The sequence below is a fragment of the Pseudomonas sp. GW822-FHT04C11 genome (genome assembly GCF_058800905.1).
This window is the reverse complement of sequence record NZ_JBXAMS010000005.1, coordinates 282612-308597: the sequence shown is the minus strand read 5'-3', so window position 1 is coordinate 308597 and position 25986 is coordinate 282612. Positions and strand designations below refer to the sequence as shown.

General features: G+C 59.1%; 20 protein-coding genes. 10 read left to right on the top strand and 10 right to left on the bottom strand.

The genetic code is table 11. The annotated features are described in order from the left end of the window. Positions 1 to 44: 44 nt before the first annotated feature. From AC1RJ3_RS11065 to AC1RJ3_RS11035, 7 genes are all read right to left on the bottom strand, one after another. Positions 45 to 3071 (bottom strand): multidrug efflux RND transporter permease subunit, encoded by a 3027-nt coding sequence (locus AC1RJ3_RS11065; RefSeq protein WP_493078913.1) that lies wholly within the window; start codon positions 3069 to 3071, stop codon positions 45 to 47. 13 nt (positions 3072 to 3084) lie between these two features. Then, complete coding sequence (locus tag AC1RJ3_RS11060; RefSeq protein WP_054593785.1) at positions 3085 to 4236, bottom strand: efflux RND transporter periplasmic adaptor subunit; 1152 nt, start codon at positions 4234 to 4236, stop codon at positions 3085 to 3087. Positions 4237 to 4535: 299 nt separating this feature from the next. After that, a complete protein-coding gene (locus tag AC1RJ3_RS11055) occupies positions 4536 to 5633 on the bottom strand; it encodes a DUF1513 domain-containing protein (RefSeq protein WP_493078911.1) in 1098 nt (365 codons plus the stop codon). A gap of 14 nt (positions 5634 to 5647) precedes the next feature. Further along, complete coding sequence (locus AC1RJ3_RS11050) at positions 5648 to 6712, bottom strand: imelysin family protein (RefSeq protein ID WP_054593783.1); 1065 nt, start codon at positions 6710 to 6712, stop codon at positions 5648 to 5650. Positions 6713 to 6754: 42 nt separating this feature from the next. After that, positions 6755 to 8182 (bottom strand): di-heme oxidoreductase family protein, encoded by a 1428-nt coding sequence (locus AC1RJ3_RS11045; protein WP_347927887.1) that lies wholly within the window; start codon positions 8180 to 8182, stop codon positions 6755 to 6757. Positions 8183 to 8423: 241 nt separating this feature from the next. Beyond that, complete coding sequence (locus AC1RJ3_RS11040) at positions 8424 to 9767, bottom strand: imelysin family protein (RefSeq protein WP_054593781.1); 1344 nt, start codon at positions 9765 to 9767, stop codon at positions 8424 to 8426. Positions 9768 to 10071: 304 nt separating this feature from the next. Further along, positions 10072 to 12123: a putative bifunctional diguanylate cyclase/phosphodiesterase gene (locus AC1RJ3_RS11035; RefSeq protein WP_054593780.1), complete on the bottom strand. Its 2052-nt coding sequence runs from the start codon at positions 12121 to 12123 to the stop codon at positions 10072 to 10074. A 484-nt stretch (positions 12124 to 12607) separates the two neighbouring features. On the opposite strand from AC1RJ3_RS11035, the gene AC1RJ3_RS11030 reads away from it, so the two are divergent. From AC1RJ3_RS11030 to AC1RJ3_RS10990, 9 genes are all read left to right on the top strand, one after another. Next, a complete protein-coding gene (locus AC1RJ3_RS11030; protein ID WP_493078908.1) occupies positions 12608 to 14632 on the top strand; it encodes a type VI secretion system Vgr family protein in 2025 nt (674 codons plus the stop codon). After that, a complete protein-coding gene (locus AC1RJ3_RS11025) occupies positions 14629 to 15462 on the top strand; it encodes a DUF4123 domain-containing protein (RefSeq protein WP_103315077.1) in 834 nt (277 codons plus the stop codon). Before AC1RJ3_RS11030 ends, AC1RJ3_RS11025 begins: the two co-directional genes overlap by 4 nt. Further along, the gene (locus AC1RJ3_RS11020; RefSeq protein WP_493078906.1) at positions 15459 to 18746 is read left to right on the top strand and encodes a toxin VasX; all 3288 of its coding nucleotides are present in this window, start codon (positions 15459 to 15461) and stop codon (positions 18744 to 18746) included. Before AC1RJ3_RS11025 ends, AC1RJ3_RS11020 begins: the two co-directional genes overlap by 4 nt. Continuing rightward, positions 18743 to 19711 (top strand): hypothetical protein, encoded by a 969-nt coding sequence (locus AC1RJ3_RS11015; protein ID WP_493078904.1) that lies wholly within the window; start codon positions 18743 to 18745, stop codon positions 19709 to 19711. The genes AC1RJ3_RS11020 and AC1RJ3_RS11015 overlap by 4 nt, the downstream gene beginning before the upstream one ends. 74 nt (positions 19712 to 19785) lie before the next feature. Beyond that, positions 19786 to 20058, top strand: a complete 273-nt coding sequence (locus tag AC1RJ3_RS11010; protein WP_493078900.1) for a hypothetical protein — start codon at positions 19786 to 19788, stop codon at positions 20056 to 20058. After that, positions 20055 to 21002, top strand: coding sequence for a hypothetical protein (locus AC1RJ3_RS11005; protein WP_493078902.1), 948 nt, complete (start codon positions 20055 to 20057; stop codon positions 21000 to 21002). Before AC1RJ3_RS11010 ends, AC1RJ3_RS11005 begins: the two co-directional genes overlap by 4 nt. Before the next feature lie 74 nt (positions 21003 to 21076). Continuing rightward, a complete protein-coding gene (locus AC1RJ3_RS11000; RefSeq protein ID WP_493078900.1) occupies positions 21077 to 21349 on the top strand; it encodes a hypothetical protein in 273 nt (90 codons plus the stop codon). Next, positions 21346 to 22293, top strand: coding sequence for a DUF6708 domain-containing protein (locus AC1RJ3_RS10995; protein ID WP_493078898.1), 948 nt, complete (start codon positions 21346 to 21348; stop codon positions 22291 to 22293). Before AC1RJ3_RS11000 ends, AC1RJ3_RS10995 begins: the two co-directional genes overlap by 4 nt. A 565-nt stretch (positions 22294 to 22858) precedes the next feature. Next, positions 22859 to 23152, top strand: coding sequence for a hypothetical protein (locus AC1RJ3_RS10990; RefSeq protein ID WP_054593773.1), 294 nt, complete (start codon positions 22859 to 22861; stop codon positions 23150 to 23152). Between the two features lie 58 nt (positions 23153 to 23210). Here the strand turns inward: AC1RJ3_RS10990 and AC1RJ3_RS10985 are convergent, their stop codons facing one another. The 3 genes from AC1RJ3_RS10985 to AC1RJ3_RS10975 all read right to left on the bottom strand — a co-directional run bounded on the left by AC1RJ3_RS10985 (position 23211) and on the right by AC1RJ3_RS10975 (position 24991). Continuing rightward, positions 23211 to 23807 (bottom strand): superoxide dismutase, encoded by a 597-nt coding sequence (locus AC1RJ3_RS10985; protein ID WP_054593772.1) that lies wholly within the window; start codon positions 23805 to 23807, stop codon positions 23211 to 23213. Positions 23808 to 23981: 174 nt separating this feature from the next. Beyond that, the gene (locus tag AC1RJ3_RS10980) at positions 23982 to 24584 is read right to left on the bottom strand and encodes a LysE/ArgO family amino acid transporter (protein ID WP_054593771.1); all 603 of its coding nucleotides are present in this window, start codon (positions 24582 to 24584) and stop codon (positions 23982 to 23984) included. 5 nt (positions 24585 to 24589) lie between these two features. After that, positions 24590 to 24991 carry an ACT domain-containing protein gene (locus AC1RJ3_RS10975; protein WP_054593770.1) on the bottom strand — a complete coding sequence of 134 codons (402 nt, stop codon included), beginning with the start codon at positions 24989 to 24991 and terminating at the stop codon, positions 24590 to 24592. Positions 24992 to 25087: 96 nt separating this feature from the next. Between AC1RJ3_RS10975 and AC1RJ3_RS10970 the strand changes: the two genes are divergently transcribed. Beyond that, positions 25088 to 25981: a LysR family transcriptional regulator ArgP gene (locus AC1RJ3_RS10970; protein WP_054593769.1), complete on the top strand. Its 894-nt coding sequence runs from the start codon at positions 25088 to 25090 to the stop codon at positions 25979 to 25981. Positions 25982 to 25986 lie beyond the last annotated feature (5 nt).

The window sequence follows — 25986 nt, the reverse complement described above, 5'->3', positions numbered from 1 at the left end:
GGCTCAACCGCCGTAACGCATAATCTCCTGCACGGAGTCCGTATTTACGCTTTGTCGGGCTTGGCCAGCAGCGTGTAGATGCAGGGCAGCACGAACAGCGTGAACAGTGTCCCGATCGACATGCCCGTGGCGATCACCATCCCGATATCGTAGCGGCTGACGGCTCCCGCGCCAGTGGCGATGATCAACGGCACCATGCCGAAGACCATGGCGGCCGTGGTCATCAATACCGGACGCAGGCGAATGGCTGCCGCTTGCTCCACGGCTTCGCGGGGCGTCAGGCCCTTGTCCCTGCGCAACTGGTTGGCGAACTGGACGATCAGGATCCCGTGTTTGCTGATCAGTCCGATCAAGGTCACCAGCCCGACCTGGGTGTAGATGTTCATGCTCGACCAGCCCAGGAACAACGGGATCAGTGCACCGCAAATCGACAGTGGCACGGTCACCAGAATCACCAATGGATCGCGGAAACTTTCGAACTGCGCCGCCAGCACCAGGAAAATGATCGCCAGTGCCAAGGCAAAGGTCACCCACAGGGCGCTGCCTTCCTGAACGAACTGCCGCGAGGCGCCGCCGTAATCGAAAGCATAACCCGGTGGTGCTTCCTCTTTGGCGATCTGGCGCACGGTATCGATTGCCTCACCCATGCTGACCGTCGAAACGCCGGAAAGAATCGCTGAGTTGAGTTGCTGGAACTGATTCAGCTGTCGCGGTCGTGCGCGGTCACTGATGTTGATCAAGGTCGACAGGGGCAATAGTTCACCCTTGGTGTTTTTAACGTAGTAGCTGCTCAACCACTCGGGATTGTCCCGGTAAGGCCGTTCGACCTGGGCGATGACCTTGTAACTGCGCCCCTCGATGGTGAAGCGGTTGATCTCGGCTTCTGCCAGCAACGTCGACAGTGTCACGCCCAGATCCTCCATCGAGACGCCCATTTGAGCGGCCTTGGCGCGGTCGATATCCACCACCACTTCGGGCTTGTCGAAGGCCAGGTCGATGTCGAGGAACGCGAACTTGCCGGACTCCAGGGCACGCTTCTTCACCCGATTGACCAGCTCCAGCAATGGCTCGTAGTCATTGGCGGTGTTGATCACAAACTGGAACGGCAAGCCTTCACCCGTGCCCGGAAGAGAGGGCAGGTTGAAGCCGAAGATTTGCAGGCCGGCGATGCTCGAAAGCTTTTGCTGCACCTCAGGCAGAATCTGCATCTGGGTTCGTTTGCGCTCATTCCAGGGTTTGAGCAGGAAACCGCCAATACCTGACTGCACGCCGTTGAATCCGTTGATCTGGAAGGACGAGTAGTACTCGGGAAACGTCTTGAATATCGCGAGGAATTCGTCGGTGTAGGTATTCAGGTAATCCAGGTTGGCCGTTTGCGGGGCGTTGGCCATCATGAAAATGACGCCCTGGTCTTCATCCGGTGCCAGTTCCGATTTGGTGAACTTGAGCAGCACCGGAATCAGGCACAGCACGATCACGGCGAACACCAGCACCACCGGCCGGGTATTGAGCGTGCCGTGCAGCACACTTTGATAACGACGCTTGAGCCCTTCGAATATCAGATCGAGGCGATGGGCCAGGCCCGACGGGTTTTCATCGTGACGCAAGAGCAGCGCACACATCATCGGCGACAGCGTCAACGCAACAATCCCGGAGATCACCACGGCGCCGGCCAGGGTCAGCGCGAACTCCTTGAACAGAGCACCGGTCAGGCCCGTCAGAAAGCCGATGGGCGCATAGACCGCCGCCAGGGTGATGGTCATCGAGACCACCGGCATGGCGATTTCCCGGGCGCCTTCGAGGGCAGCGCTCAGCGGCGTTTTACCTTCTTCTATGTGTCGGTGGATGTTTTCGACCACGACGATGGCGTCGTCCACCACCAGGCCGATGGCCAGCACCATCGCCAGCAACGTCAGCAGGTTGATCGAGTAGCCCATCAGTTGCATGAAGAACATCACACCGATCATCGACAGCGGAATGGTCACCACCGGGATCAATACCGAACGCAGCGCGCCAAGGAACAGGAACACCACGACAATCACGATCAGCACGGCTTCGAAGAGGGTTTTCACCACTTCGTTGATCGAGGCCTGAATGAACAACGTGGCGTCGTAGGCGATTTCAGCCTTGAGAGTGGGGGGCAGCTGGGATTCCAGCTCCGGCATGAGCTTGCGCACTTCCTTGATCACGTCCAGCGGGTTGGCAGCTGGTGTGGCCTTGATCCCGATGTACACCGACGGCGTACCGCCAAAGGAGCTGACGGAGTTGTAGTTCTCGGCGCCCATTTCCACGCGCGCCACGTCGCTGAGCAGTACCCGGCTGTCGCCGTCGATTTTCAGCGGAATGGCGGCGAAGGCTTCGGCGCTCTTCAATTCAGTGTTGGCATTGATGCTGGTGACGACGTACTCACCTTTGACTTCACCGGCAGCGGACAGAAAGTTGTACTGGCGCACTGCGTTACCGACATCACTGGCGCTCAAGCCGAAACCGGCGAGTTTTACCGGGTCGAGCCAAAGACGCATGGCAAACACCTGGTTGCCGAGAATGGCCGCTTCAGCCATGCCGGGGAGGGTGGCGAGCTTGGGCTGGATCACCCGCGACAGGTAGTCAGTGATCTGCGGGTTGCTCAATTCCTTGCTGTAAAAACTCATGTACATCAGCGCCGAGGCACCTGCGGCCTCCTTGCTCAGTACCGGGTCTTCAGCATCTTTGGGCAGCTTGTTCTTGACCTCGTTGGCTTTGGCCAGCAGCTCGGTGAACAACCGGTCGCTGTTGGAGCCGATGCGCGCATAAATCGAAATCACCGAGAAGTTCTGGCGGCTGACCGAGGTCATGTAGTCGATGCCTTCGGCACTGGCCAGGCTTTGCTGCAAGGGTTGGGTGATGTAGCCCTGAATGGTTTCGGCGTTGGCGCCGGGGTAGGCCGTGGTCACCGTGATCAGCGCGTTCTCCATTTGCGGATATTGGCGCAGCGGCAGTTTGCTCCAGGCCTGGAAACCCAGCAGCACAATCAGCAGGCTGACCACGGTGGCGAGCACCGGGCGACGAATGAACGGATCCGTAAAGGCCATGGGAATTCCTTGATCAGTTCGTGCGCGGTTGGCTGGTTGGCACGGCTGGCAGGTTCTTGTCGGGGCTGACGACAATGTGCGTGCCGTTGTCGAGTTTGATCTGGCCGGCACTGACCACTTGCTCGCCGTTCTGCAAGCCTTTGTTGATCGTCACCAGGCCTTCGCGACGCTCGCCGGTTTCGATGAAGCGCCGTTCGGCGATCAGGATCGGCTGGCCCTGGTCGTCTTTCTCGACGTTGCCGTTCGCGTCCTTCTTCTGGGCGACCACGTAGAGAGAGTTGCCATAGAGGGTGTAGGTGATCGCGCCTTCCGGTACGACGATTCTGGGTTGCGGGTCCGGCAACATGACCTGCAGGCTGGCGAACATGCCCGGCAGCAATGTGCCGTCCGGGTTGGCGAGAGTGGCACGTACCTGCACGTTGCGGGTGCTGCTTTCGACCTTGGGGTTGATCGCGCTGATGGCACCGGGGAAGTTCTGTGTCGGGTAGGCCGGGACCGTGACTTGAACCGCCTGGCCGAGGGCGATTTTCGGCACCATTTGTTCCGGCACGAAGAAGTCGACGTAAAGGCTACTCAAGTTCTGCAGGGTGGCGATGACCGTGCCGCTGGGCAGGAAGTCGCCGACGTCCACCTGACGAATGCCGATGGTGCCGCTGAAGGGCGCAACGATGTGTTTCTTTGCCAGCGCAGCCTTGAGCTGATTGACGGTGGCCTTGTTCTTGGCGAGCACCGCGGTGAGCCGGTCGAACTCGCCCTTGGAGATCGCCTGACTACCGACCAGTTGGCTGCCGCGGCCGTAATCGAGTTGCGCCAGGCCCAGGTCGGCCTGGGCGGTTTCCAGCAGGGCGCTTTCAACGGCGCTGTCGAGTTGCACGAGCGGTTGGCCGGCCTTGACCTTCTGCCCGGATTCGAACTGCACGTCCTTGACCGTACCGGCAATCTCCAGGCTCAGGTTGACCCCTTGCAGCGCCTTGAGTGTGCCGACCGTGGGCAAGCGCGATTGCCAGGGCCGTTCGGTGGCCGTGGCCACGGCAACGCTCACCGGTGGTCTTGGCACAGCGAAGGTCTGGATCATCTTGTAGATGGAGAAGGCCTTGTAGCCTCCCAGCATCAGGATGATCAACAGCACGACACCCAACATGATCAGCATGCGGCGACGCAGCATATTCCACTTCCTTGGAAAAAATCAGGCGAGACAGACCAGACATTACTCCGTGTATGCGGGTGATTCCAGACAGCATTCTCTCGGCGGTCACACCTGACCCGTAGCAGCTGCCGAAGGCTGCGTTCGGCTCGGTCCGCGCTCGGGCGCAGCAGTCGTAAAATCATGCGCCGCGGTGTGTCAGGCTCAACCGTGGCTGCAGGATTTACGACCGCTTCGCGCTCGAACGCAGGCTGCGCCAGCTGCTACAGGGGTATCAGGCCAGATTGAGCGTGGGAACGATCAATTTGGCAGCGCAGGCTTCAAACCAGATGCAGGTGGTTATCCCAAAGCCCTGCGGGGAGTTCGAGGGGCTTGGCCAGCAGCGGTGTCTGGCGACAATCATAGAAACGGCAACGCCCTTGCCCCGAGGTCACGACAAAGCCATCGGCCACTGCCCCGACACCGGCGCAGTCGGGCAGCGGTGCATCGAGGCGCACTTCGCCGCTGTCCAGGTCCCAGATGAAAAAACGGTTGCCGCGCGGCGCGGTGAGCGCCACCAGCCGCAAGTCACTGTGCACCGCGACGCTTGCGGTGTAGTGTCCCATGGCCTGCAACTGGTGCTCGGCGACCGGGAACGCGACGAAGGGCTGGCCGGGACGCTTGATCGCCAACAGCTCGGATGATTCATGGGCGGCGCCCATGAACTGCTGGCCGGTGACAATGGTGCCATCGCTGGCGATCCCCATGTGGCGCACGCTGTTCATCTGCTGGGCCAGGGTTTCCTTGCTCAGCAGCGTGCCATCGCGCTGCATCAGCACCAGGCTGGGTTGCATGGCGTCGAGGTTCATCTCGACCCGGCTCTCGGCTTCGGAACGAATCCCGCCGTTGGCCACCACCAGGGTTTCACCGTCGGGCATCCATGACACTTGATGCGGGCCGATGCCGTGGGTGGAAATCTCACCGCTGTGAATCAATCGCTGACCCTCGAAACGGTACACCCCGAGCAGGCCGCGACCCGGGTCGCTGGTGTCGTTTTCGGTGGCGTAGAGCCAGTCGCCGCTTTTATGAATAACCGCGTGACCGTAGAAGTGCCGGTTCGGTTGCGACACCACGGTTTGCAGCAGCGCACCGTCACGCAGATCGACCAGATAACTCTCGGTGCCCGGCCGCCGCGCGACGAACAGGGCCATTGGCAGAGCTGGGTGGTTGATGATGTCGTGGCAGCGTTGGCCGACTTCGGTGGCGAACACTCGAGTGCCATCCAGCCGATAGCCGACGGCGTAATGTTTGCCGTCGCTGTCGTCGCGCGCCGAAAGCAGCAAAGGACCGTGGTCCTTTTGCTTGAACAGCTTCCAGCCGCCCAGCGTCACGGCACCCAGCAACAAACTGCCTAATGTCAGAGCCTGACGTCGCAGCATGGCGCTACCCCTCATCAGTCACCGTCGTTGGCGTTGAAGCCGAGTTGGATGCCCAGCGCCTTGGCCAGTTCACCTTCGTGCAGGCGATGGACGACGTTGAGGCTGTCGTAAAGGTCGTTGAGTTGCTGGCGACCGGCATCGTCGGTGAGCATTTCGGTCAGCGAGCGCTGGCTGCTTTCAAACAGTTTCAACGACGCGGCGTAGGCGGCATCGATCTTGTCCGCCAGCGGCTTTTGCTCGGCCGGCAACAGGCCACGCAGGCCCTTGTTGTCGACACCGACCCAGACCGTCCGGGCGGCAGCCAGGCTCGATTGCATGCTTTGCAGCGACGAATGACTGCGCCATGCATCGGCCTGGAACGGCTGTGGAATGCCCTTGGTCTGGCGCCCCATCGGCGTGCCGAGTTTTTTCTTCAGGGTATCCAGTGCCGTCACTTGAGCGCGCAGCAGATCGGCGATGGCTTCGTGAGAGTCGGCGTAACGCTGGTTCGGGAATTTGCTCATCTGGGCCAGCATGCCGTCGGTGCTGTTCCAGCTCGCGAGGATCTCTTCGGCCAGCTGTTTCTGACGCTCGCCGATGGCCGTCAGCAGTGGGCAGTAACGGGCTTTTTGCGCGGCGTCGGCCACGTTGGTTTTTTCGTCGAACAGAATGTACTCATAGGCCGAGAGGCCCTGCACGACGACGCTGGATTTGGCCAGCGCAGCGGCATCGATCTGCGGTTGTGCGGTGACCAATTGTTCGACCTGACGGCCGACCAGGTTTTTCTTGTCCGGCCAGAACTGCACCTGCCAGGAGCGATTGCCTTCGGCCAGTGGGCCAACCAGCAGCGGTTGCAATTGTGCCCAGGCCTTTTGTGCATGGAGGAAATCGGCGCGAGCTGTTGCAAGGTCTGCCTTGCCTTCGCAGTAGGCCAGCGCACTGGCGGCCAATTGGCGGTCGGCTTCAACCCAGCGACTGTAGGTCGGCAGGATCACTTGCTTGGCGATGGCTGCCGAGGTGACGGCTTGAGGGTCCTGGGGCGAGCAGGCACCCAGGACGAGTGCGGCAAGGCTGGTGAACAACAGCTTGGGGCGGAACATGTCGGGCTCCCTTTTTATGGGCAAAAGCGTATGGGAAATGCGTCAAAGAGAATTCAAAAAGGCCAGCAACGCAGCGCGCTGCTCGGCATTGAACGCTAAAACCTGCTGCTGCGCTGCGCGTGCTTCACCGCCGTGCCAGAGCACGGCTTCGAGCAGGTTGCGGGCGCGGCCGTCATGCAGAAACTGCGTGTGGCCACTGACCGCTTGCGTCAGGCCAATGCCCCACAACGGCGGGGTGCGCCAGTCGCGGCCTGAAGCCTGGAATTCGCTACGGTTATCGGCCAGGCCTTCGCCCATGTCATGCAACAGCAGGTCGCTGTAGGGGCGAATCACTTGATTGGCCAGTTCAGGTTCTGCGGCATTCGCGGCGGTGGTGAATTTCGGCGTGTGGCACGATTGGCAACCGGCCTGATAGAACAGGTTTTTGCCGGCCAGAACCTGCGCTCCGTTGACGTCACGGCGGGCCGGGACGGCGAGGTTACGGCTATAGAACAGCACCAGGCGCAAGATGTTGTCGCTGACTTCCGGCTCGCCATCCGGGCCATTGCCGTTAGGCGCCTGCAGGCAGTCGGTCTGGGCCGGGGTGCAATCATCGAACGGTCTCAGACTGGTCGTAAGGCCCATATCACCGGAAAACGCGTGAACGTTTTGCTGATTGAGATTCGGTTGCCCGGCTTTCCAGCCAAAGCGCCCCAAAACGGTCTTTTGTTGCGCGTCATCCCACACCCGATTCGGACGTCCGGCGATGCCGTTTTTGGCTTTAGCCTGGGCGTCGGCGTTGGCCAGGATATCTGCGTCGGAGATGGCTTCGAGCAGTCCGAGGCCAATCATCGGCGGGGCGACCCGAGCGGAAAAAAGCGTGTCGGGATGCATCGGGCCGTAGCCCAGTTGGGTGATCAGCAGCCTGGGTTTACGCAGTTCGATTTCAGTGCCGTCGGTAAAGCGCACCGGGAGCGGATCATAGTCGACTCGAACCTTGCCTTCGGGGGCGACGCCGGGCACGGCCATGTCCTGGAGTTGCCCGCCGTAGACCGGCTCAGGCACCACGCCCATGTGCTCGATGACCTTGGCATAGGCCGGCTCGTTGGGGATCGACAGACGCACCAGCATCGACACGGCATTATTGGAATCGGCCGTCGGCGGATGACCGCGACCGTCCTTGATATGGCAGTTCTGGCAGGCGTTGGTGTTGAACAGCGGGCCGAGGCCATCGCGGGCGGTGGTGGTCGAGGGGGCGATCACCCAAGGGCTGCGGAAAAAACTGTTGCCGACGCTGAAGTCCAGCCGACGGGTCGGCGAGAGGTTGGCTGAAGGCAGGGAGAACGCATTCTGGTCGGTCTTTCTGACGGTCGCTGCGCCACCGGAGCGGGCTTCACCGGGTTCGGCCTTGGTAAAACGCGGGGCGTCATCGCAGGCACTCAGGCCCAGGGCCAGAAGCAGTGCAGACAAGCGAAGAGGCAGCGAGGGCATCGGCAATCCTGAAAGACGAGCCAAACAAGGGCGCAAAGTCTAACAGGGCCGCGGAGTTTGAATAAGAGGAATTATCGTTCGCTTCCATTTGTAGGAGCAAAGCTTGCTCGCGATGCAGGCGCCTCGGTGCATCGGATTGACCGCGTTATCGTTCATCGCGGGCAAGCCTTGCTCCTACAGGGCAAGCAGCAGGTATAAAAAAGGCGACCCGAAGGTCGCCTTATTGGTCGGTCAGCGTTAATCAGAAATCGTGATCGGCGTTGTCCGGGTTCAGGTCGCTGATGCCCAGTTTGCCGGCAGCCAGTTCGATTGCACTGGTCTGCTTGACCAGTGCCGCAATGGCGTCACGCACGATCTGGTTGCCCGCGGTATTACCGGCAGCGATCAACTGGTCGTAGTGCTCACCCTTGTTGGCGTGATCAACCATGACCTGGATTTTGGCCTCGGTGGTGGCCAGGTCAGCCTTGAGCGCAGCATCGGCAGCCGGGTCGGCTTTGGCCACCAGCGACGACAGGCTGGCGCCGGTCATTTTGGTGCCGTCGGTGCGGGTGTATTCGCCCAGGTAGACGTTACGAATGCCTTTGGCATCGTAGAAGTGCGAGTTGTGGGTGTTGTCGCTGAAGCAGTCCTGTTCGTCTTCCGGGGAGTTGGCTTCCAGGGAAACTTTCATGCGCTCGCCCGCCAGTTCGCCCAGCGAGAGGCTACCCATGCCGAAGAGCATTTTGCGCAAGCCGCTTTCAGCCGGTTCTGCTTCCAGCTCGGCGCGGTAGTTGTCGGGCACGTTCGGCTTCCAGTTGCCGACCATTTCTTCCAGGTCGCTGACCAGCAGCTGGGTCACGGCTTTCAGGTAAGCGCGACGACGATCGTTGTGGCCACCGGTAGCCCCGGCGCCTTCCAGGTAGTCCGACGCCGGACGATTGCCGGCACCAGGGCCGGTGCCGTTCAGATCCTGGCCCCAGAGCAGGAATTCGATGGCGTGGTAACCCGTCGCGACGTTCGCTTCGGAACCGCCCAGTTCGTTCAGGCTGGCGAGTTTTTCCGGCGTGATGTCGGTCACGTCGATCTTGTCTTCACCCACCTGGATGATCGGATTAGCGATGATGTTGGCGTTGGCCCCCGGGTTACCCAATGCGTGCTCGTAGCTCTTGTCGACGTAGTCGATCAGGCCTTCGTCGAGCGGCCAGGCGTTAACCTGACCTTCCCAATCGTCAATGATGGTGTTGCCGAAGCGGAATACTTCACTCTGCAGGTAAGGCACGCGTGCAGCGACCCAGGCTGCGCGAGCGGCTTTCAGGGTCTCGGCATTCGGTTTGGCGAGGAAGGCGTCGATGGCGGTTTGCAGGGTTTTCGCAGTGGATTCGGCATCGCTGAAGACCGCAAAAACCATGTCGGCGTAGTGCGCGACAACGGCTTTGCCAGCGGCTTCATCGACTTTTCCGGTGGCGGCAGGCGCAGCAGGTGCCGAAGTGCTGGTGGCCGGAGTAGGCGCTTGAGGAGCAGCAGCCTTGTCTTTACCTTCGCCGCAACCGGCGAGGGAAATAGCGATGGCCAGCAAACTGGCCGTAGCCAGAGGCATACGAATCATGGCGAACATCCTGCTTCGGTAAATAATGGACAGGCGCGGGGGTGCGCAAAACTGCGACATAATGCAAATCTTTCGCATTATGTGTAAAGGGCCGCGGATGGAAATATGTCTTGTTTAGGAGGGCAGTGGCGCCTGCACATGACTTGTAGCAGCTGGCGCAGCCGGCGTTCGGCTGCGAAGCAGTCGTAAATCCTGACGCCGTGATTAGCCTGACACAACGCAGTGCCTGATTTCACGACTGCTGCGCCCGAGCGCGGACCGAGCCGAACGCAGCCTTCGGCAGCTGCTACAGGATAGAGTCAGCTCACAAGATCAACGCATTACTGCGTTGGGCCTGTTTCAGATAAGCGGCCAGCTCTCGCGCAGGCAGCGGTTTGCTGTAGAAATAGCCCTGACCTTCGTGGCAGCCTTCAGAGATGATGTAAGCCTCTTGTTCGACCGTTTCCACCCCCTCGGCGATCACCTGCATGCCAAGGCTTTTGCCGAGCTGGATGATCGCGCGAACGATAGTTGCATCGTCATCGTCGTCGAGCAGGTCCTGAACGAAGCTCTTGTCGATCTTGATCTTGTCCAGCGGCAGGCTTTTCAGATAACTCAGCGATGAGTAGCCGGTCCCGAAGTCGTCGATAGCGATCAAGGCCCCCGAACGGCGCAGGCTGAGCAGGTGTTGTGCGGCGGTGCTGATGTCTTCCATCAAGCCGGTCTCGGTGACTTCCAGCTCGAGGCTGCGCGGCGGCAGGCGATACATTTGCATCAGGTTGTTGATGACCCGCGGCAACTCGGCGTGGTGCAGTTGCACAGTGGACAGGTTGACCGCCATGCGCAGGTCGCTGAACCCCTGGTCGTGCCATTCACGCAGTTGTCGGCAGGCCTGGTCCAGCACCCATTCGCCGATGGCGATGATCGTGCCGTTCTGCTCGGCCAGCGGAATGAACAGATCCGGCGGCACCAGCCCATGTTCCGGGTGCTGCCAGCGAATCAGCGCCTCGACACCGACCACCCGCTGATCGCGGTAACTGATCTGCGGTTGATAAACCAGATAGAACTGATTGCGGGTGAGGGCATCGCGCAGGTCTTTTTCCAGTTCGCGGCGACGGCGCATTTCGCTGTCGACGCTGGCGATATAGAACTGATAGCGATTGCGCGAACGGGTCTTGGCCAGGGTCATGGTCTGTTCGGCTTTCTGCAACAGCTTCTCGGTGCTGTCGCCATCTTCCGGGAACAGGGTGATGCCGATGGTTGCGCGCAGGCGGATTTCCTGATGATCGAGGGCAAACGCCGCTTCCAGATCATCGAGGATGCTTTGTGCCAGCTCGGCGGCTTCGTAGGGTTGCTCGATATCGGCTTGAACCAGCGCGAACTGATCGCCCCCCAGGCGGGCGAGCGCGCCGAGACGACCACTGTGGGCACGCAGACGGTCGGCCAGGGCCAGCAGCAATTGGTCGCCGGTCTGGTAGCTGAACTGCTCGTTGATACCTTTGAAATCATCCAGGCCCACACACAGCACGGCGACCCGGCGTTGCAGGCGACCGGCGTCTACCAGAATCTTGTCCAGTTGCTGCTGCAATTGCTGGCGATTCGGCAGGCCGGTGAGGAAATCGTATTGCGCCATGCGCAACAGGCTGTTTTCGGCTTCGTGGCGCAGGTGGGTATTACGTTCGATGGACTCAAGCAACTGGTTGGCAGTATTGATCCAGATCCCCAGTTCGTTCTTTTCGTGGCCCTTGAGTTGTGGAATCTTGTGTTCGCTGGGACGGTCGGGATTGACGTTGGTCAGGTGTTCGATGATCCGTGACAGCGGTTTGGTCAGCAGCCAGTGATAGACCAGGTACAGCACCAGGCTCATGGCCATGGCCCGCAATACGCCGGAGATGAAGATGATCACCGAGCTGACAATAAAACCCTGACCGTAGGTGGCGGTGTCGAGGGTGATGCTGAGGTCGCCGTAATACTCGCTATAGGGGCCGCGCCCCACCAGTTGCGTGGTGAACGTGCGTTCCTGGCCCAGAATAAGGTCGGTCAGCCAACGGCTGTGAGAATGCTGCAAGTCACGGGTTTTTTCCGCAAGCATGGCTTCATTGGGATGGCCGATGGAGGCCATGCGCACGGCGTCGTCCTGGAACAGGCCTTCGATAACCTGCATACCCATTTCCCGATCGAGGCTGTACACCGCCTGGGTCGAGGGGTCGCGGAACATGTCGAGGATGCGCTGGGCATCATTGGCCACGGCCTGGCGCGTTTTATAAGCATCGAAAACAATCTGCGCGCAGCTCAACACCACACCGACGATCAATGCCGACAGGAGCACGACCCGGAGCAACTTCACCGACAAGCTGTTTTTGAGTTCCAGCTTCAAAGGGTTTTTCCTTGTTCCGTGCGGGTAACGTCAAGTTGCCATGAGTATTGGCAATCCGATGATGGCAGTCAAAGGGACAATCAAGCCGTGTAGATTTTGTCTGCTGGCTTGGCCGCATTGCCCGGGGTATTGGCAATTAGAGCCCATTAGTAGTGTTTCGGTAGGCACCTCCTGCAACTTGAGGGGGAGGGGCGAATATTTGTGTCTGGTTGATGGTAGACGGCTGTGGCGTTGGGGCAAGGGAACGTTTGTTTTCGAGATAACGCTTCAGGTCCTGCAAGTCGCCAGGGCTCAGGGTGCTGGCCGCCTGCTTCAATTTGTTAACGCAACATCTTGAAGGGCAGAACAGTCTGGCTGTATTCGAGGAACGCTCCTACATCAATCCAATTTCCCCATTGTTAACGTGCCCGCCAATTTTCGCGTGCACAAACCATGGACGGTTTGGACATCGCGCTTCATTTCCTCTTTGCTTAGGGATAAGCGTATGTTCGATTCGGCCAATACGGTGCACTTCGCGCTGCAGATTCCCGCTGTTCGCAACGATTTCAAGGTGCTGGCCTTCGACGGCACTGAGGCCATCAGCGCCTTGTACGCGATCCAGGTTGAACTGGTCAGCGAAAACCCTGATTTCGATCTGGAGAGCCTGCTCGCCCAACCCGCATTCCTTCAATTCGGTCATAACGGCGAAGGCCTTCATGGCCATATCGAAGAGGTGTTCGTCGGTGAAACCGGTAGGCGCCTGACCCGTTATCGCCTGACCCTCGTACCGACGCTGCATTACTTGCAGTTCAGTCACGATCAGCGGATTTTCCAGAACCTGACGGTGCCGCAGATCATTGCGAAGGTGTTCAAAGGCCACGGCGTTCAGGCCGATGCCTTCATCTTTCATGTCAGCACCAGTCCCGTCCGCAAATACTGCACCCAATATGGGGAAAGTGATTTTGAGTTCATTCAGCGCCTGTGTGCCGAAGATGGTATCGCGTGGCATCACCAGCATTCGCCTGACGGCCATGTGCTGGTATTCACGGACGATCAGGTCTTTTTCCCAAAGCTGGGCGAAACCCCTTATCAACAAGACGCCGGCATGGTGGCGGAGCATCCGGTCGTTAACCAGTTCTCTCTGCGTTTCAGTACTCGCACCAGCACAGTCACACGCCGTGACTATGACCTGATACGCCCGAGCTTGCTGCTGGAAAGCCGCTTCACGGCCGAGTTCAGCCCAGAGCTTGAGGACTATCGCTACCCGGTGCGGATGGACACTGAAGAACGCGGCAAACAGCTCGCCCGCCAGGCGCTGGAACGGCACCGTACCGATTATCAACTGGCCGAGGGCAATAGCGATCAGCCGACCTTGCGCAGCGGTCACTTCTTCGACCTGACCGAGCATCCGCGCAAAACGTGCAACGATTTATGGCTGCTGGTCAGCGTTCAGCACGTTGGGCGACAACCTCAATCACTGGAGGAAGCGATCACCAGCGACGCCACACCCGAAAGCGGTTTTACCCAAGGCTACCGCAACCGCTTCAGCGCAATTGCGTCGTACGTGCTCTACCGTCCACCGCTGCCTCCCCGCAAACCCGTGCTGGTCTGCCAGACCGCTCGTGTCACAGGACCGCCCGGAGAGGAGATTTTTTGCGATGAGTACGGTCGCGTCAAAGTTGAGTTTCCTTGGTGCAGGGCCGAACTCAACAGCGAAAAGAGCAGTTGCTGGTTACGGGTTGCATCCAGTTGGGCCGGCGAGGGTTTTGGGGCAGTGACCATCCCGCGCGTCGGCATGGAAGTGGTCGTGACCTTTCAGGAAGGCGATCCGGATCAACCGTTGATCACCGGTTGCGTGGTCAACAAGGTCACGTCCGTCGCTCATCAATTGCCCAAGAACAAGACCAGAACGGTTCTGCGCAGCCAAAGCTCGCCGCGCAGCAGTGGCGGCTACAGCGAATTGTCGATTGAAGACCGTGCGGGGCAGGAAAAAATCTACCTGCGCGCCCAACGCGACTTCGAGCAACTGATCCTCAACGACAGCCACTGTCTGATCAGCAACAACCGCTTCGAACAGGTGCACAAAAACAGCACCAGTCTGATCAAGGGCGACGAACTGCACACCACCCAAGGCGTGCGTAACACGGTGATCGGTGGTGATGAACTCATCACTATCACCGGCAACAGCAGCACGACGGCAGAAGGCACGCTGGTGATTAAGGCGGGTCAACAGGCTCGCGTTACCGCCACCAACGTGGTGATCGATGCCGGCATGAGCCTGACGCTCAAGGCGGGTGGTCACCACATCGTGATCAATGCCAGCGGGATTTTCAGCAGCGTGGCCATTGTTGAAGGTGGCGCGCCGATGGCCGGGATAGCTCCGGAGCCTGCTCGTTCATTGCTCCCCGTGGCGCCACAGGCTTTGATTACGCCATCACTGGCCGTGCAAAAACAGGCATTGACTGAGGCGGCGCAGCAGGCCGCACCGATCTGTGCCGTGTGTCAAAAACTGGCGGAGACATCGGCATGAGTCAGGCTTACCTGCTGCTGGATCGCGCCCAGATTGAACGCCTGCCTGAGCGTTTGTTCGAACTCGAGAGCACAACGTTCCAATCGCTTTACCAGACCACCGCTTTTGACCCATTGGAGGAAGTCGGGCCGGTGTTGGTGCCTGTTTCCCCCAATAGTCCGCTGGCTGACATCTTTTTTCGGGAGTGGAGCGCAATGTGTGGCATCTGGCTGGAGTCAGAGGCGCAAGAAGCGGTCGTGCTTGAGCATTTACGCAGTCTGATTCACGCTCGTGTCGAAGGGGATGTCACGGTTTTATTTCGTTATTACGACCCTCGCATCACAGCCTTGTGGCTGACGGGTTTGCCTCCCCATGAGCGTGATCGGCTGATGGGACCGGTGCGCTTGATCCGGCTTCCGGAATTGGATATCCATCAGGAAAATCCGGATCAGCCCGCTGCACAGTATGCGCAAGAGCCTTGGTTATACCTGCCTGCGGAGCAACTGGAGCACTTGGGCACCGCCCAACGGCAGCAGCTCGCTCAACGGTTGATCGAACATAGCCAACAGTACTTTGCCGAATACCTGCAAGGGCTGGACGCCTTTGCCCTGCAACAGTGGGCGTCGCAGTGCCAGCACACTGCCGGACGTCACGGTTACAGCGCCATCGATGAAGTCCTGCTTTGGGCTCGCTTCCACGCAGTGCTGGGCACTGACTTTCCCGATGCGCCGGCTCACGCGGCTTACCGACAGATATTGGTCGAGCCCGGCGTATCGCCCAGGCAACGGCTGGAAAACCTGAATGCCGAACTGACGCGTCAACAGCTCACCGACAAGGAAGGCTGCGTATGAGCGCCCAAAAACTGGCGATGGTCGACCGCGCCGCTCAGGCCGAACGGGCCGCCAAGGCTCAGCCTCACGTCGATATCAACACTACGATGGCACCTTGTCCGGCCAGCCAGTCCGAGCTATTCGTGGTGCCCGTGCGCTATGCCCTGGCTGAGGAAAAAGCCGAGCACCCCTGCTGCGTTCCCGGTGTGAGCACGCAAAGTCGTCCCATGGCGGCGCGTCGTCTGCGCGCCGGGTTTGTTTATCTGTGGCAGGACACAGGCCCCCTCAAGCGTTTTGCCGTCTCGCCGAATGGTTTGCTCAAGGAACAGACGCTGGAGGCCGATGCCACTCAGGTGCTCGACGCCACCCTGACGGGGCTGGCCCTGAAAAAAGTCCACGATGCCTGGATGCTCTACAGCGAGTTCCCACTGGGCCCGGAACATTGCCAATCGCTGAGCGACAGCAGCGCCCAACGCAGCGCGCACATGCGCCCGTTGGCCTTGCGCACCGTGGCCAACGAACTGCAAGCCGAGCATTGTCCGCCACTGGAAAAAGCCGTTCAGGTCATGGCCGAACTCATTCCGAGTACCTATGCGCGGTCGATGAAGGCTGACCAGCAACAGGGCGCTGAGGACACCGACGCGCTGGGCGCAACCCTGATGAAAGACCCGACCCAGGCCAACATCAAGGCCTACACCGACGCCATGCATCGGGCACGTGAGCGCGAGAAGGTCATCGCCCGACATCCTGAGGCCAGTGATCAGGTGCCGGGCGAGTGGAGCGCCGAACGCTGGGATGCTCAGGGCACCCAGGATTGGCTGGACACCGCCAAGGCGAAGGCCGGGGCGTTGTTTCCCGTGTTCGCCTGCCTGGACGACGACCTGGGCGTGCTGCGTGACATCAATCACGAGCAGGAGTGGCTAGAGGCGGATCACGAGCAATGGCTCGCAGATAACCACCTGCGCCTGAGCATCGGCGGCTTTGTGCGCAGCCTGATCAGTGAAGACGGCGCCGAATTGGCCGGGTCCATCAGCTACCGCTACAAGGGGCGCGACATCAAACTCACGCCCGAGCAGGGCCAGGTCATGCTCGATACTCAGCGTCAGCTCGATGAAGCACTCCGGGCTGAAACCCAGGCCCGGCAGCACGGCGGCCAGCCCAGCCAGGCCGAAGTCGCCGCCCGTGATGCGCGCATCACTCACATCGTGGCCCCGGTGCGGGCGTTTATTCCGGCGGACTTGTACTCCGAAGTGGAATACCTGGTGCGCGAATACCGCGCTGAAAAACAGGCCAATATCGATAACCAGATCTTCAGTGCCAAGGTCGGTGAGTACATCGATCTGCACGCCATGAACCGCTGGTTCGCCGAAACTGCCGCGACGCACTATCAGCACATCGAACAGTGTCACACCACGTTGTTTGCCGACCGAGGCGTGTACCTGACACGCTCCCGCAGCGGCACCTGGTTTGTCGATTACCACGACCTGGAGACGCGCCACTGGCTGACCGAACTGGCCAACGGTTGCCTGACGGCCCAATGCATCCGTGCCCAGGGTGCCGAACAATTCGCCGATTACGTGCGGGCCGCCGATGGCGGCGCCCTGAAACAACTGTTCAACGCCTGGACGCCCTCGATCGAGGCGGCGGTTAACGACATCTCTCGTCTGGGCGAGCTGATGGCGGCACTGGCCTCCGACAACATCAGCGCCACCCATCAGGCACTGGCGCCTTTGAGCGCAGCGGTTCTGAACGACATCGCGGCCATGGCCCGAGACGCCGGCAGCCAATGGAGCGTGCTGGTCAACCGGCTGGCGGCGGCACTGTTGTTGCTCAAGGGTGACGGCACCTTCAGCGGCTCATGGATGGGCATCCTCATCGCCGCCCGACTGGGCAGCGACACGCGTTTGCAGTTCGTGACCGAGGGTGGCCGACAGGTGTGGAAATTGTTGGGGCAACAGGCCGAAGGGCTTCGTCAATGGGTGAATGCCACAGCGAAGGCCATAGGCATGGGGCGTGTGGAACGGATTGTCAGATCGCCTTTTGTGACCGACAGCGGTGGAGTGGTGCCGTTGGCGGCGTTGTTGTTGAACGTGCTGAATGCGCATAACTATTTGAGTCAGGCCGGGGTGCTGGAGGGGATGGACAGTCGGCGGGTGAATGACACGGTGTCGGCGACGTTGTATGCGGCGGCGGCTTTGGTGGGGGTGGTTGATAACCAGGTGCGGAAGGGGTTTGGGGTCAAGGAAATGTCCGTACGGCTGCCTGATGGCAGAGTCGGAAGCGCACCAACACTTACTTTGTTTGGTGGGGTGATTGGTGGATTGTCATTTGTTGCAGCTGGTGCGGAATACATTTCTCTGCAAAAGCAACTGGAAGGCGCCCAAAATAGAGTCGATTCTTGGTTGGAGATGCGCCAAATCGTGGTCGCTGGCCAAGTGGGGGCTTTTGGCGCCCAGGCGCTGTTAGGGATGGTCCAAACCGGCAGAGCCTTGGCAGGCTCAATAACAGCCGAAGCCGCCATCTTGCGGTACACGCTGTACATGGGACCGTTGAACTGGATCATTATGGTGCTGGGTGCGTTGCACCTAATTACCACGTTCTTGCAGCAGACCCCGCTGCAGAACTTCCTGAGCTACTGCTGCTGGTCAAAAGCCCGGGCGCTGGATCTGGCACCTATCCCGCCGAAAACCCAAGTGGAGGAACTCGACCGGCTGTACCGCATCTTGTATTCGCCTCGGGTCAGTATGCAAAGCAACTCACGGTCGGCCCCGAGTAATGGCCCTTCCGGCCTCGCTTTCGTCAGCTCCATCAATGCCCTGACCATCGATTTACCGGGCGCCGAGCCGGGCAGTGTCTATCTGGAGCTGAGCATGGTCGGTGACCCAGTTGATACCCAGGTTTCCCGCGACCTGATCAAAAACAGCCCGATCTACCACTACAAAACACCGCGTCCCTGGCGAGACATGACACCTCATTGGTTGGTCAGCAGCACCTGTCAGTGGATACCGCACAAGGAAGGTCAGGGCTTACGTCTGAGTGGCCCCTTTAAAGAGCTGCGCAACGTATTGGGCACGACACCCAGCACGGTTTCCCTACGGTTGCGTTATCGCACACCATTGATCGCAATGCTCGGCGCTCGCACTTTTATCGGCGGCGAACTGGGACTCGCTTTTACCCTGAATGACACCACTGGTGTGATAGAGCTGCGGGCCGACCCGACGCCGCAACTCGATCGAGTGCCGAGTTACCCACTCGGCGAGGACCACCCAGGCGCGATTTACCTGCAACCCAAGGACAAACAATGAGCACGCCACCGGCAGGCACCACGAAAAAACGGATGTTTTCGCGCAATGACTACTTGGCGCCGCTGCCCATTCCTACGGGTATAAAACCCTCGGACGTACTCAATATCATCTGGCGTAAAAACGAGGTATTTCTTGATATCGGTAGCTATAGCATTGGTTCGGCAGTGATGGTGATGTGGCCGATGGTGATGCTGTTTTTATCTCTGGCTTATGGATTTAGAAATATTTCACCTGAACTTAGTACTTTTACTCTTATTGGGGGGGGGGTAATCACTGGTATCCCAGCACTGTTTTTGATCCAAGGCCTCTTTCGCGAAGTACCGTTACCTGTCCGTTTCAACCGGCAACGTCGCGAAGTCTGCGTCCCCCGCAACGACGGCGAGTACTGGATCGTGCCTTGGGAAAGCGTGACAGCCGCCGCCACTCAGCAGTCGTCGGTCAGTCAGGCCGGTAAAGCCACGATGGGTTTATTGATCATCGGTTTTGAAAACCCGGACCCGCTGTCCAAGGAAGACAACAAACATTTTTCACTGGGCTTCAACTGTGGCGGCGGCACCACGGCGATAGCGTTGTGGGAGTGCATGCGCAGTTATATGGAGATTGGGCCGGAGGTTCTGCCAATCACAAATGACTTTGAGGGTGGTCGAGAAAAGCGGCGGGGTAGAAACGTCTTTTGGGGCATTTGTTGCGCATATTTAGATGGCATCAGACAGCACTTGATCGCGCAGGAAGTTGGCAAGGCGTTATGGCTGGTAATTGGGGCTGTGCTCCTGGGTGCTCCACTCGCAATGATGTTGCAAGAGTGGAAATTATCGCCACCACCTGACTTGCCCTATCCCGACATCATCGAATGGTCAAAACCATTACCCCCGGAACAGTGGGCCAAACGCTCCCCGGAACTGGAAGCCGCCATCGCCAAACGCGAGGCTGATCTGGCAGCGCAGGCGGAGCGGGCGTTGGCTTGACGGCGAATATTCAAGGTTACTTGCCCAGCAGCACCTGTCAGTGGATACCGCACAAGGAAGATCAGGGTTTACGCTTGAGCGGCCCTTTTAAGGAGCTGCGCAACGTATTGGGCACGACACCCAGCACGGTTTCACTAAGGTTGCGGTATCGCACGCCATTGATCGCCATGCTCGGCGCCCGCACTTTTATCGGCGGCGAACTAGGACTCGCTTTTACCCTGAATGACACCACTGGTGTGATAGAGCTGCGGGCCGACCCGACGCCGCAATTGGATCGTGTGCCGAAATACCCGCTCGGCGAGGACCATCCTGGCGCGATTTACCTGCAACCCAAGGACAAACAATGAGCACGCCACCGGCAGGCACCACGAAAAAACGGATGTTTTCGCGCAATGACTACTTGGCGCCGTTGCCGATTCCTACGGGTAGAAAACCCTGTGATGCACTCAACATCATTTGGCGCAAGAACGACGTGTTTTTGGATATTGGGAACTACAGCATAGGTTCGGCGGTAATGGTGATGTGGCCGGGAGTAATGGTGGTCCTAGCCATGTCTTTCTTCACTCGTAATCTCAACTCTGATTTTAGCCAAGGTGTGTTAATTCTTGGTGCAGTGATTATGAGCATCCCAATACTGTTTTTAATCCAAGGGCTACTCCGCGATGTGCCCCTACCCGTGCGCTTCAATCGACAACGCCGAGAAGTCTGCGTACCGCGCGACAATGGCGAGTATTGGATCGTGCCGTGGGAAAGCGTGACGGCCGCCGCCACCCAGCAGTCGTCGGTCAGTCAGTCCGGTAAAGCCACGATGGGTTTATTGATCATCGGTTTCGAAAACCCAGACCCGCATGCCAAGGAAGATAACAAGCACTTTTCACTGGGTTTCAACTGTGGCGGCGGCACCACGGCGATGGCGTTGTGGGAGTGTATGCGCAGTTACATGGAGATTGGTCCGCAGGCTGTTGAGGATCAAACCGCACGTTTCGACAGATCAAAAGGAATATGGGCTACTTACCTGGACGATCTGATCAAAGCCGCGAAATTGAGAGGCTGGTTCGTAACCGCCCTGTGGGAAGGGTTTTGCGGGCTTTTCATTTTCAACACACTACTGATAGATGTCCTTGAACGCTGGAAACTGAATCCTCCCCCTGATTTGCCCTATCCCGACATCATCGAATGGTCAAAACCATTACCCCCGGAACAGTGGGCCAAACGCTCTCCGGAACTGGAAGCCGCCATTGCCAAACGCGAGGCTGAGCTGGCCACGCAGGCAGAGCGAGCGTTGGCTTGAGGGCGAATACTCAAGGCTGCTTGCCCAGCAGCACCTGTCAGTGGATACCGCACAAGGAAGGTCAGGGCCTACGCTTGAGTGGCCCCTTTAAAGAGCTGCGCAACGTATTGGGCACGACACCCAGCACGGTTTCACTAAGGTTGCGGTATCGCACGCCATTGATCGCAATGCTCGGCGCCCGCACTTTTATCGGCGGCGAACTGGGACTCGCTTTTACCCTGAATGACACCACTGGTGTGATAGAGCTGCGGGCCGACCCGACGCCGCAATTGGATCGTGTGCCGAAATACCCGCTCGGCGAGGATCACCCCGGCGCGATTTACCTGCAACCCAAGGACAAACAATGAGCACGCCACCAGCAGGCACCACGAAAAAACGGATGCTTTCGCGCAATGACTACCTGGCGCCGTTGCCCATTCCTACGGGTAGAAAACCCTGTGATGCACTCAACACGATCTGGCGCAAGAACGAGGTATATCTCGACATAGGTAGCTACAGCATCGGTTCGGCGGTGATGGTTATGTGGCCGATGGTGATGTTGTTTTTGGGGTTGGCATACTTTCTCAAGGATCCTGACGCATTGATTCTGGGAGCTTGCATTATGGTCATCCCCATTTTTTTGTTGATCCAAGGGCTATTTCGCGAGGTGCCGCTTCCTATTCGCTTCAATCGTCAGCGCCGAGAGGTCTGCGTCCCCCGCGACGACGGCGAGTACTGGATAGTGCCGTGGGAAACAGTGACAGCCGCCGCCACCCAGCAGTCGTCGGTCAGTCAGGCCGGTAAAGCCACAATGGGTTTGTTGATCATTGGTTTCGAAAACCCAGACCCGCAGGCCAAGGAAGCTAACAAGCACTTTTCACTGGGCTTCAACTGTGGCGGCGGCACCACGGCGATAGCGTTGTGGGAGTGCATGCGCAGTTATATGGAGATTGGGCCGCACGTTCTGCCAATCACAAATGACTTTGAGGGCGGACGAGAAAAGTTGCGGGGTAGAAACGTCTTTTGGGGCATTTGTTGCGCATATTTAGATGGCATCAGACAGCACGTGGTCGCGCAGGAAGTTGGCAAGGCGTTATGGCTGGTAATTGGGGCCGTGTTCCTGGGTGCTCCGCTGGCAATGATGTTGCAAGAGTGGAAATTATCGCCACCACCTGATTTGCCCTATCCCGACATCATCGAGTGGTCAAAACCATTACCCCCGGAACAGTGGGCCAAACGCTCCCCGGAGCTCGAAGCAGCCATCGCCAAACGCGAGACTGAACTGGCCACGCGGGCCAGGGATGCGGCGTGAGCACGCCACCGGCAGGTATCTGCAAGGGACGCGCAAGGACAGGTTTGTTTTCAAAAATAGGCGCTGCGAAAGCTGCGATTTTTTGATTTTTGCATGTCCCTAATACTTGTAGGACTGCTCCCGGTGTGGCGAGAGAGCTTGTTCTCATCGGGTGGGGAAGCAGCCAAAAAAACTGCGCGTTCATTCCTCCAGTCACATCGAGTAGCCGGTTTACGCCGGCTTCGCCGCCGAACGGGAGCAAGCTCCCTCGCCACAATGACCGCGCAACCGTCCTACACCGCAGTTGCAGTCACTAAAGTCGACGCCTAAAGTTCTCCCGTGGCCAATGTCAATCGGCTACGGGGTTTCGCAGCCCTTACGATACGTGTAGTAACCTAGCACCCTAAAAAGTAACGACGGTCGTCTCAACGCCCGAAGTCCGTTTTATGGTGGCTGTGTGTGGGAGATCTTCGGGTCTGCCGGGTTCCTCGTATCCCTGGTCTGCGAACCCGCACATAGCTACCACCCCATTCGTTTCGCAGCGAACGGCGGTAGCTCTTCTTTTAGATTCGAGGAAGATTTACTTATGACGATGAACAACCCGTCACGCCGCTTCACCCCCATGGCCCAATTCGCCACCGATTACCCCGTCCTGCTCATCGACAGTGATGCGCCGCTACGCGATCTCCACAACTGCGTCAGCGAACGCCTTAATGCCGTCCTCAAGTACCTCAACCTCATGGCTTGCACCAGCCTGCCGGACTACGCCGAGAACGACATCAACACCGTCACCAACATCGCCCGGATCATGATCCAGGATGTTGCCGATGTGTTTGGGGTGATTGAGCAGCGTGGTTTTGAGGCCTCCCAGCACCAATAGCCGATGTTCAACCATAAAAAAACCCGGCAATGCCGGGTTTTTTTGACTGCAAGCAGACTTAAGCGGTGAAGGTTTTGCCTTCGAACTGCTCAGCCACGAACTTCCAGTTGACCAGGTTCCAGAACGCTTCAACGTACTTCGGACGCAGGTTGCGGTAGTCGATGTAGTAAGCGTGTTCCCAGACGTCGCAGGTCAGCAGCGGGGTGTCACCGCTGGTCAGCGGGTTGCCGGCGCCGATGGTGCTGGCCAGGGCCAGGGAACCGTCAGCTTTTTTCACCAGCCAGCCCCAACCGGAACCGAAGGTGCCGATCGAAGTCTTGGTGAATTCTTCTTTGAACTTGTCGAACGAACCGAAAGCCGCGTTGATTGCGTCAGCCAGTGCGCCGGTTGGTTGACCGCCAGCGTTTGGCGCCATGCAGTTCCAGTAGAAAGTGTGGTTCCAGACCTGAGCGGCGTTGTTGAAGATGCCACCCGAAGAAGTCTTGACGATTTGTTCCAGGGTCTTGCCTTCGAACTCGGTGCCTGGCACCAGGTTGTTCAGGTTCACGACGTAGGTGTTGTGGTGCTTGTCGTGGTGATATTCCAGCGTTTCCTTGGAAATGTGCGGCTGCAGTGCATCGTGTGCGTAAGGCAGTGGCGGCAATTCGAAAGCCATGGTGATTCTCCTAATCAGGTCAGTTGCGGTGAGCGCAAGGCCGATCACGGGCGGCCAGACAAGCGCCGGGAGTTTGTACTCTTTGCGGCGCAGGTGTCGGATCATAGCACCGGGGGTGCGGCTTAACCACGCAGCAACTGTGTGGAATAGAGGTTCCAGAGCCGTTTGTAATATTCAGGCGGCGCTGATCAGTTGAAAGGCCACGGCAAACATCATCACCGCCACCAGCAGGTCGAGAATCCGCCAGGTGCTCGGGCGTGCCAGCCATGGCGCCAGCCACGCGGCGCCCAGCGCCAGGGTGAAAAACCACAGCAGTGATGCACTGGCCGCGCCCACTACATAAGCGCTCGGCACGGTTTGTTGGGCCCCGAGCGAACCGATCAGCAACACCGTGTCCAGATACACATGAGGGTTGAGCAGGGTCACCGCCAATGCACTGAGCAATACCGCGCGCAATGAACGCACGGTCTGGTTTTCACCCTGTTGCAGGCTTTGCCTGGAACAGGCGCGACGCAGGGCCAGGCTGCCGTACCACAGCAGGAAGGCCGCGCCGCCCCAACGGGCGATCGCCAGCAACAATGGATTTTGCGCGAGGATCGTCGCCAGCCCGAACACCCCGGCGGCCACCAGCAACGCATCGCAGGTCACGCAGAGCGCCGCCACCGGCAGGTGATGTTCGCGGCGCAGGCTTTGCGCCAGCACGAACGCATTTTGCGTACCGATCGCCATGATCAGTCCCGCAGCGACCAACAGGCCGTTCACATAGCTTTGCCACATAAGGTTTACTCCGCGTTGGCCGCGAGTTGCCGCAGTACCGACATCGCGCGTTTGGCGTCGGCCTGGCCGACAAACAAATGGTCGTGGTAATAGCCGGCAATCACGTTGCAGCTGATCCCGGCCTGGCCGAGGGCGGTGGCGAAGGCGGCGGTCAGGCCAACGGCTTCGAGGGCCGAATGCACGTTGAGGGTGATCCACGCCGCCAGATAGTCGAAACTCAACCCGGCCTTTTCGGCTTGCGAGCGCTCAAGGATCACCGTCAGGCCTTCCTGTTCGCGGAAACTGCCGATGATTTCGCAGCCCTTCGGCAGGTGACCGTCGCGAATCGTGCAGAACACGTATTCGCCGTCGTTGAGCTGCGGGCTCATGCTGCGCAGCAGGGTGTTCAGTGAGGTTTCGCCAGCCATGTTGCTGATCCTTTGTGAGGAGTTCTTGCTGGTCATTCTCCTGTCCCAGGCTGTATAAGAAAAACCAATATTGCTGATCGCTCATTAGGAAAACTGATGTTCGACTATAAATTGCTGTCCGCCCTTGCTGCGGTGGTTGAGCAGGCCGGGTTCGAGCGTGCTGCCCAGGTGTTGGGGTTGTCGCAATCGGCGATCTCCCAGCGCATCAAGTTGCTCGAAGCGCGGATCGGCCAGCCGGTGCTGGTGCGGGCTACACCGCCGGCGCCGACCGAGATTGGCCGGCGTTTGCTCAACCATGTGCAGCAGGTGCGTTTGCTGGAGCGCGATCTGCAAAGCCTGGTGCCGGCGCTGGACGAAGAAGGCTTGCCGGAACGCCTGCGCATCGCCCTCAACGCCGATAGCCTGGCCACGTGGTGGGCCGAGGCGGTGAGTGACTTTTGTGCCGAGCAACATCTATTGCTCGACCTGGTGGTGGAAGACCAGACCGTTGGCCTCAAACGCATGCGCGCCGGTGAAGTGGCGGCGTGCGTGTGTGCCAGTGAGCGCCCGGTGGCGGGCGCCCGCAGTGTGTTGCTGGGCGCCATGCGTTACCGCGCGCTGGCCAGCCCGGCGTTTATTGCCCGGCATTTTCCCCAAGGGGTCAGGGCCGATCAGTTGGCGCGCACGCCGGCGCTGGTGTTTGGCCCGGATGACTTTCTGCAGCACCGTTACCTGGCGTCATTGGGTGTGGAGGGTGGTTTCGAACATCATTTGTGCCCGTCATCCGAAGGTTTTATCCGTCTGACCGAAGCCGGTCTGGGCTGGGGGCTGGTGCCGGAGTTGCAGGTGCGCGAACAACTTGAACGCGGTGTGCTGGTGGAGTTGTTGCCAGATAAACCGATTGATGTGCCGTTGTACTGGCATCATTGGCGCAATGGTGGCCAGTTGCTGGGGTTACTTACCGAGCATCTGGTACGTTTATCCAGGCAGTGGCTGGTGCCGTTGGACTGACGGGC